Here is an 8,751-nt window from a genome sequence, read left to right on the forward strand (position 1 = left end):
GCTCGCCGTAGCAGTCCATGGTCGGCAGTTCGACGTCGATGCCCGCGGTGAGCGCCTGCCGGGCGGCGTCGGCCCGGTCGGCCGCCACGCCGTGCAGGCGGTGCAGGAACGCCACCGAGAAGTAGTCGGCGACCACCGTGCCCTCGAACCCGTAGGTGTCCCGCAGCAGCTCCGTCAGCAGCGCCGGGTCGGCCGCTCCCGGCACGCCGTCGACGTCGGTGTAGGTGTTCATCACCGACCGGGCGCCGGCGCGCAGCGCGTGTTCGAACGGCGGGAGCAGCACGTCGGCGATCTCGCGCGGGCCGGCCGAAACCGGCGCCAGGTTGCGCCCGGCGCGGGAAGCGGAGTAGCCGACGAAGTGCTTCAGCGTCGCGACGACACCGGCGGATTCGAGCCCGGCGACGTACGCGCTGCCGATCGTCCCGACCAGGTAGGGGTCCTCGCCGATGGTTTCCTCGACCCGCCCCCAGCGCAGGTCGCGGGCCACGTCGAGGACGGGCGCGAGGCCTTGGTGCACCCCGAGCCCGCGCATGGTGCGCCCGATGCGCGCCGCCATCCGGCGCACCAGGTCCGGGTCGAAGGTGGCGCCCCACGACAGCGGGGCCGGGAAGATCGTCGCCTGCCACGCGGCCAGCCCGGTGAGGCATTCTTCGTGCACCACCGCGGGAATCCCGAACCGGCTGCTGGCGACGATCTGCCGCTGGGTGCGGGCGAGGCTGTGCGCACCGATCACCGGGTCGACCGGCCGGGTGCCGAACACGCGGGTCAGCTGCCCGATGCCGTGGCGGACCAGGTCGTCGAAGTCGACCGAGGCGTCGACGAAGTCGTGCTGGTGCGGTGCCATTTCGCCGCCGGAGTCGATGCCGACCCAGACCCCGTAGAGCTGGGCGAGCTTCTCGCGCAGGGTCATCCGGGCCATCAGGGCCCGGACGCGTTCGCCCGGGTCGGCCGCGGGGTCGCGCCACGGCTCTCCGGCCGTGGTGGGCTGCGTGGTCAAGGCTGGTCCGCCCTTCGTCTGGGGGAGGAGTGAGGAGGGGGAAACGGTTCAGGGGAGGGCGCGGGTGGAGTGCCGCACCACCAGGCCGGTGTCGAGCGTGACGTGGGTCCGCTCGACCTCGTCGCCGTTGATCAGCGCGATGAGCATGCGGATGGCCCGGTGCCCCATCTCGCGGATCGGCTGGTCCACTGTGGTCAGTGGCGGGCTGCAGAGCGCCGACTCGGGCACGTTGTCGAAGCCCACCACGGAAAGGTCGTCGGGCACGGCGAGCCCGAGCTCGCGGGCCGCGCCCACGGTCGCGATGGCCGAGATGTCGTTCGCGGCGAACACCGCGGTCGGCCGGTCCGGGCCGGTCAGCAGGGCGTGCGCCGAGGCCGCGGAGATCTCCGGGTCGTAGGCGCCGATCCGGATCAGGTCCTCGTCCGGCGTGATGCCCGCGGCGGTCAGGGCCCGCAGGTACCCGGTCTTCCGCAGCTCGGCCGACTGCAGGTCGGGCCGGCCGGAGAGGAAGGCGATCCGCCGGTGCCCCAGGTCGAGCAGGTGCTCGGTGGCCAGCTGGGCGCCGCGCAGGTTGTCGGAGTCGATGGTCGGCAGGTGCGACGGCCCGGTGTGCGGGTCGACGGCGACGACCGGGGTGCCCGGCACGGCTTCCAGCGAGACGGCGGGGGTGACCAGCACGGCGCCGTCGACCAGGGTGCCGCTCAGCCGGGAGAGGTAGCGCTTCTCCCAGCCCACCGGGTCTCCGGTGCGCCCGCCCGCGGAGTAGACGACCAGTTCGAAACCGCTGCCGCGGATGGCGTCCGCGGCTCCCTTGAGCAGCTCGGTCGAGAACGGCTCGAGGTCGGCGACCAGGATGCCGATGACGTTCGTCCGGTGGTTTCTCAGGCTCTGCGCCACCAAGCTCGCTTCGTAACCGAGCTCTTCGATCACGGCGCGGACTCGCGCGAGCGTCGCGGCGGAGACGCCGTAGCGCTCGTTGATCACCTTCGAAACCGTGGCCACCGAGACGCCGGCCCGGGCGGCGACGTCACGGATGGTCACCCTGGAACTGGGCTGCATCGGCTCAGACTAGCCATAGAAAACGTTATCGACAACGATTGACACGGCATTTGTCCCGGGAGCAGACTCTTCGCCAACCCGGGCGCAGAAGCCGCCCCGTCCAACTCGGCCGAAGTCGTCAGGAGTGGACCCACGATGTTTGTGAAACGCCGGATCACCGTTCTCGCCGCCTTGGCGGCCGCAGTCCCGCTCGCGCTGTCCGCGTGCAGCGGGGGGAACGAAACCCCCGCGCAGCCGACCGGCCCGGTCACCTTGACCTGGTGGCACAACGGCACCACCGATCCGATCAAGACGGTCTGGGAGAAGGTCGTCGCCGACTACCAGAAGGCGCACCCCGACGTCACGATCAAGGCGCAGCCGCTGCAGAACGAGGACTTCAGCACCAAGGTCCCGCTCGCGCTGCAGTCGGCCGAGCCACCGGACATCTACCAGTCCTGGGGCGCGGGCGACCTGGCCGGGCAGATCACCTCCGGCAAGGTCGCCGACATCACCGAAGACACCAAGTCGTGGATCGAACAGGCCACCGGCAAGTTCGGCGAGAAGTGGCAGGTCGACGGCAAGCAGTACGGCGTGCCGTTCACGCAGCACTTCGTCGGCTTCTGGTACCGCAAGGACCTGTTCCAGCAGGCGGGGATCACCACGCCGCCGAAGACCATGGACGAGCTGAACGCCGCCGTCACGGCGCTGAAGGCCAAGAGCATCGCGCCGATCTCGGTCGGCGGCAAGGACCGCTGGCCGGATGCCTTCTACTTCAACTACTTCGCCATCCGCGAGTGCTCGACCGCGGTGCTCCAGCAGTCGGTGAAGGCGGTCAAGCTCGAGGACCCGTGCTGGACGAAGGCCGGGCAGGACCTGAAGAACTTCCTGGCCACCGAACCGTTCCAGACCGGGTTCGCCGGCACGCCCGCCCAGCAGGGCGCGGGCAGCTCCGCCGGCCTCGTCGCCAACGGCAAGGCCGCGATGGAGCTGCAGGGCGACTGGGAGCCCGGCACGATGTCGTCGCTGACCGACGACAAGGACTTGGACTCGAAGATCGGCTGGTTCCCGTTCCCGACCGTGGCGGGTGGCCAGGGCGACCCGGCGGCCGCGCTCGGCGGCGGTGACGGCTACGCCTGCACGACCCGCGCGTACAAGGCCTGCACGGCCTTCCTGCAGTACCTGGTCAGCGAGCCGGTGCAGACCGAGCTCGCCGCGAAGGGGACCGGCCTGCCCGTGAACGCCGTGGCCGCGAAGTCGCTGAAGACCGACGTGCTCCGGCAGGTCAACGACTACGGCACGAAGGCGCCGTACGTGCAGATGTACTTCGACCGGGCGTTCCCGACGGCGGTCGGCGCCGCGCTGAACGACGCGGTGGCCAACATGTTCGCCGGCCAGGGCACCCCCGAAGGCATCGTGACCGCCGTCAACCAGGCCGCGGCGGGCAACAAGTGACCACGGCGACGACCCCGGTGCGGACGGCGGCGCGGCCGTCCGCACCGGCGGTCACCGCCCGGAAGCACCGCCCTGGCCTGCGCAAGCGGCTCGAGCTGACCCTGCTGCTCGGGCCGGCGCTGCTGCTGTTCTTCGGCTTCGTCCTGGTCCCGATCGGGATCGCGGCGTTCTACAGCGTCTTCAACTGGAACGGCTTCGGCCCGCTGGACGACTTCGTCGGCTTCAAGAACTACTCCGACGCGTTCGGCGGCTCGGTGTTCCAGAGCGCCATCGTGCACAACCTGATCATCGCCGGCCTGTCGATCGTGGTGCAGCTGCCGCTGTCGATCGGGCTGGCGCTGCTGCTCAACCGGAAGCTGAAGGGGCGCGCGGTGCTGCGCGCCCTGGTGTTCGCGCCGTACGTGCTCTCCGAGGCGATCACCGCGGTGATCTGGTCGCTCATGCTGCAGCCCAACGCGTTCGCCGACCAGGTGCTCAGGGGGGTCGGGCTCGGCGGGCTGGTCCACAACTGGCTGGCCGACCCGGGGATCGTGCTCTACACGATGTTCGCCGTGATCACCTGGAAGTACATCGGCTTCGGCATCATCCTGCTGCTGGCCGGCCTGCAGGGCGTGCCGGCCGAACTGCGCGAAGCCGCGGCGCTCGACGGCGCGTCCGCGTGGCAGACCACCCGCCACGTCGTGCTGCCCCTGCTCGGGCCGACCATCCGGATCTGGATCTTCCTGTCGGTGATCGGCTCGCTCCAGCTGTTCGACGTCGTCTGGATCATGACGACGGGCGGCCCGGCGAACGCTTCGACGACGATGGCGACCTACCTGATCGACCACGGTTTCAAGCGCTACGAGTTCGGGTTCGGCTCCGCGGTTGCGGTGATCCTGTTCGTCATCTGCTTCGTGTTCGCCCTGCTGTACCAGCGGTTCGCGCTCCGCCGCGACACCCAGGGGGCCCTGACGAGGATGGTGGGCTGATGCGCTCGGGCAAGTTCGGCCTGTCGATGGGCTACCTCGCGGCGATCGTGGTGGTCGGCGTGACCGTCGTGCCGCTGCTGTTCGTGGCGCTGGGCGGGTTCCGCACCAACGCGCAGCTCAACACGGACCCAGCCGGGCTGCCGGGGCCGTGGGTGTTCGACAACTACGCCTCGGTGCTCGGTTCGGGCGCGTTCTGGACGTTCCTCGGCAACAGCGCGCTGATCGCGGTGATCGCCACGGCGCTCGCCGTCGGGCTCGGCTCGATGGCCGGATACGCGCTGTCGCGCTATCAGTTCAAGGGCCGGGAAGCGTTCTACACGCTGTTCACGCTCGGCCTGCTGTTCCCGCTCGGCGTGGCGACGCTGCCGCTGTACCTGTGGCTGCGCCAGCTGGGCCTGCTCGAATCCTTCTGGGGCGTGGCGATCCCGGAGGCGGCCTTCTCGCTGCCGGTGACGATCGTGATCCTGCGGCCGTTCATGCACGCGATCCCCGGCGAGATCGAGGACGCGGCCGTGCTCGACGGCACCACCAGGATCGGCTTCTTCTGGCGGATCCTGCTGCCGCTGTCGACACCGGCGCTGACCACGGTCGCCGTGCTGGCCTTCGTCACCAGCTGGAACGCCTACCTGCTGCCGCTGCTGGTGTTCAACGACTCCGGGAACTTCACGCTCCCGCTCGGCGTCGCGATGTTCCAGTCCCAGTTCTCCCAGGACACCGCCCGGGTGCTCGCGTTCACCGCCCTGTCGGCGATCCCGGCGCTCGTGTTCTTCGTGCTCGCCGAACGGCGCATCGTCGGCGGGCTGACCGGATCCGTGAAGGGCTGACTCAGGAGGTCTGCCGTGCCGTCCGAGGTACACCGCCGTGCCTTCCTGCAACTACTCGCCGTGGCCGGAGCGGCGGGGTCCGTGACCCTGCCGGGCCTCGCCGAAGCCGGGACCGGCTTCCCGCTGGTGGCACGGGGGAAAGCTGCGACGATCGTGGTCGGCTCGGGCGACTTCCCCGGCGTGCGGCGGGTCGTCGGCGACCTGGCCGCCGACGTCGAACGCGTCACGGGTGTGCGGCCCGCTGTGTCGTTCGACGTCGTCCCCGCGCACGGCCCGGTCGTCGTGGTCGGCACGCTCGGTCACAGTCCGCTGGTCGACGGCCTGGTGGCCGCCGGCAAGCTCGACGTCACCGGGATCGCCGGCCAGTGGGAGACGTCGCTGAGCCAGGTCGTCGACGGCCGCCTGGTGCTCACCGGCAGTGACCAGCGCGGCGTGATCTACGGCGTCTACGAGGTCTCCCGGCGCATCGGCGTTTCGCCTTGGTACTGGTGGGCGGACGTCCCGCCGCGGCGGCAGGCCGAGCTGCACCTGCCGCGGGAGCGGTTCAGCCTCGGCACCCCGCACGTGAAGTACCGCGGGTTCTTCATCAACGACGAGAACCCGGCGCTCGGCACCTGGGCCCCGGCCTACTTCGGGCCGGGCCAGGCGCCGGGCTTCCCCAACGGCTTCAACCACCTGTTCTTCGCCAAGGTCTTCGAAACGATGCTGCGGCTGCGCGCCAACTACCTGTGGCCGGCGGTGTGGGGACGCGCGTTCGCCGAGGACGATCCGCTCAACCACGCCACGGCGAAGGAGTACGGCATCGTCATGGGCACCTCGCACGAGGCGCCGATGATGCGCGGGATCGAGGAGTGGAACCGGCACGCGGTGCCCGCGGTCCGCGACGCGGCCGGGAACATCACCACGCCGGGGCACGACCCGTACGGCGGCACGGGGGAGTGGAGCTTCCGCCGCAACGGCGAGGCGATCAAGGCCTACTGGACCGACGGGATCCGCCGGATGGTCCGCGAGGACTTCGAAGGCGTCGTCACGCTCGGCATGCGCGGCAACGGCGACGTCGGCCTGCCCGACGGCGACGGCATCGAGCTGATGCGCGAGATCATCGCCACCGAACGGGAGATCCTCGCCCGCGAGACCGGCCGCGACCTCACCACGGTGCCGCAGGTCTGGACGCTCTACAAGGAAGTCCAGCGGTACTGGGCGAAGGGCCTGCGCCCGCCGGACGACGTCATCGTCGTGTTCACCGACGACAACTGGGGCAACATCCGCAAGATGCCCGACCTGTCCCTGCCGCCGCACCCCGGCGGATACGGGCTCTACTACCACTTCGACTACGTCGGCGGCGGCCGCAACTACAAGTGGGTCGACACCGCGCTGCTGGCGAACACGTGGGAGCAGCTGCACCAGGCCTTCGCCTACGGCAACGACCGGCTGTGGGTGGCCAACGTCGGCGACATGAAGGGCAACGAGCTGCCGCTGCAGTTCTTCCTCGACTACGCCTGGGATCCCGCGGCCCTCCCGGTCGAACGCCTGTCCACGTGGGAGCGTCACTTCGCGTCGGAGAACTTCGGCACGGCGCTGGCCGGGGACATCGCCGGGGTGCTGCACGACTACGGGCGCCTGCAGTCCCGCCGCAAGCCGGAGCTGCTCAACCGGCGGATCACCGTCGACCCGGCGAAGGACCCGGCCACCGCGGCGGCGATCTCCTACGACGACCAGATGACGCCGTTCAGCCTGGTCAACTACCGCGAGCTGGACACTGTCACGCAGGAGTGGCAGGACCTCGCGGCGCGGGTGGCGAAGATCGGCGCGCGGCTGCCGATGGCTTTCCGGGACGCCTTCTACGAGCTGGTCCAGTACGCGACCCAGGCGACGGCGAACCTGTACGCGCTGCGGCGCGCCGAGTTCACGAACCTGCTGTACGCGGCACAGGGCCGGGCCTCGGCCAACGGCCTCGCCACGGTCACCGAGGCCCGCTTCGCCGACGACCTCGCCTTGGCGGAGAAGTACAACACCGGCATCGCCGGCGGCAAGTGGCAGGGGTTCCAGACCCAGCCGCACATCGACTACGGCGACATCGCCCGCTACGGCCCGAACGCGCCCTGGCAGCAGCCGGAGCTGAACAACGTGGCGCTGCCGGACGTCATCTTCCCGGCGGTGAAGCGCCTCGACCTGCCCGCGGCGGCGTCGCTGGGGGTCGCCGTCGACGGCTCCGAGCAGGCGTGGCCCGGCGCCGCGGGACGGCCGGCCCTGCCGGAGTTCAGCCCGTACCAGAGCGCGCCACCGCAGTACATCGACGTCTTCAACCGCGGCCGGACGCCGTTCCGCTGCACCGTGACGACGGGCGCGCCGTGGGTGCAGGTCGAGCCGCGGGGCGGCCGCGTGGAGGAGGAGCTGCGGATGACCGTGCGGATCGACTGGTCCCGGGTGCCGAAGGGCACCACGACCGTGCCGATCACCGTGTCGGGCGCGGGGAGTTCGGTCGCGGTGGACGCGGTCGTGCGCAATCCGGTGCTGCCGGCTCGCGGGTTCGTCGAGGCCGGCGGGTACGTGTCGATCGAGGCCGAGCACTGCAGCGCCACCATCGGGACGGCCGACGCCGGCTGGCGGCGCATCCCGGACATCGGACGGACCGGCGCGGGGATGACCCCGTTCCCGGTGACGGCGGGGAGCCGCGCACCGGGAGCGGGGCCGCGCCTGGAGTACCGGACGACGCTGTTCACGGCCGGGCCGGTGACGGTGTGGGCGTACTTGTCCCCGCGCAGCAACGTGCTGCCGGGCGACGGGCTGCGGTACGCGGTCTCCTTCGACGACGCGGAACCGCAGGTCGTGAACATCACGAAGGCGACGGGCGCGGACGACACGTCCATGAACCGCCAGTGGGAGCGCACGACGTCGGACAACGTGAACCTGACGGCGACGCGGCACGAGATCGGGGCGGCGGGCCCGCACGTGCTGAAGTTCTGGATGGTGGACCCGGCGGTGATCGTGCAGAAGCTGGTGATCGACACCGGCGGGCTGCGGGCGAGTTACCTCGGGCCGCCGGAGAGCACACGGCGGCCGTGGTGAGCGAGGGGAAGGGGTGTGACCCGGGTCCGCGTCGGCGGGGAAGGCTGCCGGACGCCTGCTCTAACGCCCGCCCGCGTAGGCGGGGAAGGCTGCCGAACGCTTACTCGAGCGCCCGCCCGCCGGGGGCGCCCCCCGTTTTCCACTCTACCGGTGGGCACCGACAATTCCGGGGCCCGGAAGCCGCTGATCGACCGGCGCCGCGCCCGCCGGCCGTGGATCAGCCACAGTCGCTACCTCGCGCCACCCGTCAGCACCCGGTAACCCCGGTGCGCCGGGGCCGCCGTGCTGTGCCGGACCACCAGGCTGGTGGCCAGCTCCAGGCGGTGGCTCTCCGGGTCGACGCCGCGGGCCAGCGAAATCGCCAGCCGGGCGCCGGCCGCCGCCATCTCCTGCAGGGGCTGGC

General features: G+C 70.9%; 6 protein-coding genes. 4 read left to right on the top strand and 2 right to left on the bottom strand.

What is annotated here, in order from left to right; all coding sequences use genetic code 11:
* Nucleotides 1–997: glycoside hydrolase family 3 protein (locus tag CCN39_RS43420; protein WP_279629624.1), on the bottom strand; the 997-nt coding region annotated here is incomplete at its 3' end.
* A gap of 48 nt (nt 998–1,045) precedes the next feature.
* A complete protein-coding gene (locus tag CCN39_RS43425) occupies nt 1,046–2,056 on the bottom strand; it encodes a LacI family DNA-binding transcriptional regulator (RefSeq protein ID WP_244211277.1) in 1,011 nt (336 codons plus the stop codon).
* Nucleotides 2,057–2,191: 135 nt separating this feature from the next.
* Between CCN39_RS43425 and CCN39_RS43430 the strand changes: the two genes are divergently transcribed.
* The 4 genes from CCN39_RS43430 to CCN39_RS43445 are packed head-to-tail and all read left to right on the top strand — an operon-like array spanning nt 2,192 to nt 8,348.
* Nucleotides 2,192–3,487 carry an extracellular solute-binding protein gene (locus tag CCN39_RS43430; protein WP_086852491.1) on the top strand — a complete coding sequence of 432 codons (1,296 nt, stop codon included), beginning with the start codon at nt 2,192–2,194 and terminating at the stop codon, nt 3,485–3,487.
* Nucleotides 3,484–4,455, top strand: coding sequence for a carbohydrate ABC transporter permease (locus CCN39_RS43435; protein ID WP_086852493.1), 972 nt, complete (start codon nt 3,484–3,486; stop codon nt 4,453–4,455). The genes CCN39_RS43430 and CCN39_RS43435 overlap by 4 nt, the downstream gene beginning before the upstream one ends.
* A complete protein-coding gene (locus CCN39_RS43440) occupies nt 4,455–5,279 on the top strand; it encodes a carbohydrate ABC transporter permease (RefSeq protein WP_086852495.1) in 825 nt (274 codons plus the stop codon). The genes CCN39_RS43435 and CCN39_RS43440 overlap by 1 nt, the downstream gene beginning before the upstream one ends.
* A gap of 15 nt (nt 5,280–5,294) precedes the next feature.
* Nucleotides 5,295–8,348 carry a glycosyl hydrolase 115 family protein gene (locus CCN39_RS43445; RefSeq protein WP_086852497.1) on the top strand — a complete coding sequence of 1,018 codons (3,054 nt, stop codon included), beginning with the start codon at nt 5,295–5,297 and terminating at the stop codon, nt 8,346–8,348.
* The last annotated feature ends 403 nt before the right edge of the window (nt 8,349–8,751 follow it).

Source organism: Amycolatopsis kentuckyensis, assembly GCF_002155975.1.
Lineage (GTDB): Bacteria > Actinomycetota > Actinomycetes > Mycobacteriales > Pseudonocardiaceae > Amycolatopsis > Amycolatopsis kentuckyensis.

Bases quoted from the DNA above. Each gene is read 5' to 3' on its own strand.
- CCN39_RS43425 (WP_244211277.1), bottom strand. From the start codon at position 2,056: ATGCAGCCCAGTTCCAGGGTGACCATCCGTGACGTCGCCGCCCGGGCC.
- CCN39_RS43440 (WP_086852495.1), top strand. From the start codon at position 4,455: ATGCGCTCGGGCAAGTTCGGCCTGTCGATGGGCTACCTCGCGGCGATC.
- CCN39_RS43430 (WP_086852491.1), top strand. From the start codon at position 2,192: ATGTTTGTGAAACGCCGGATCACCGTTCTCGCCGCCTTGGCGGCCGCA.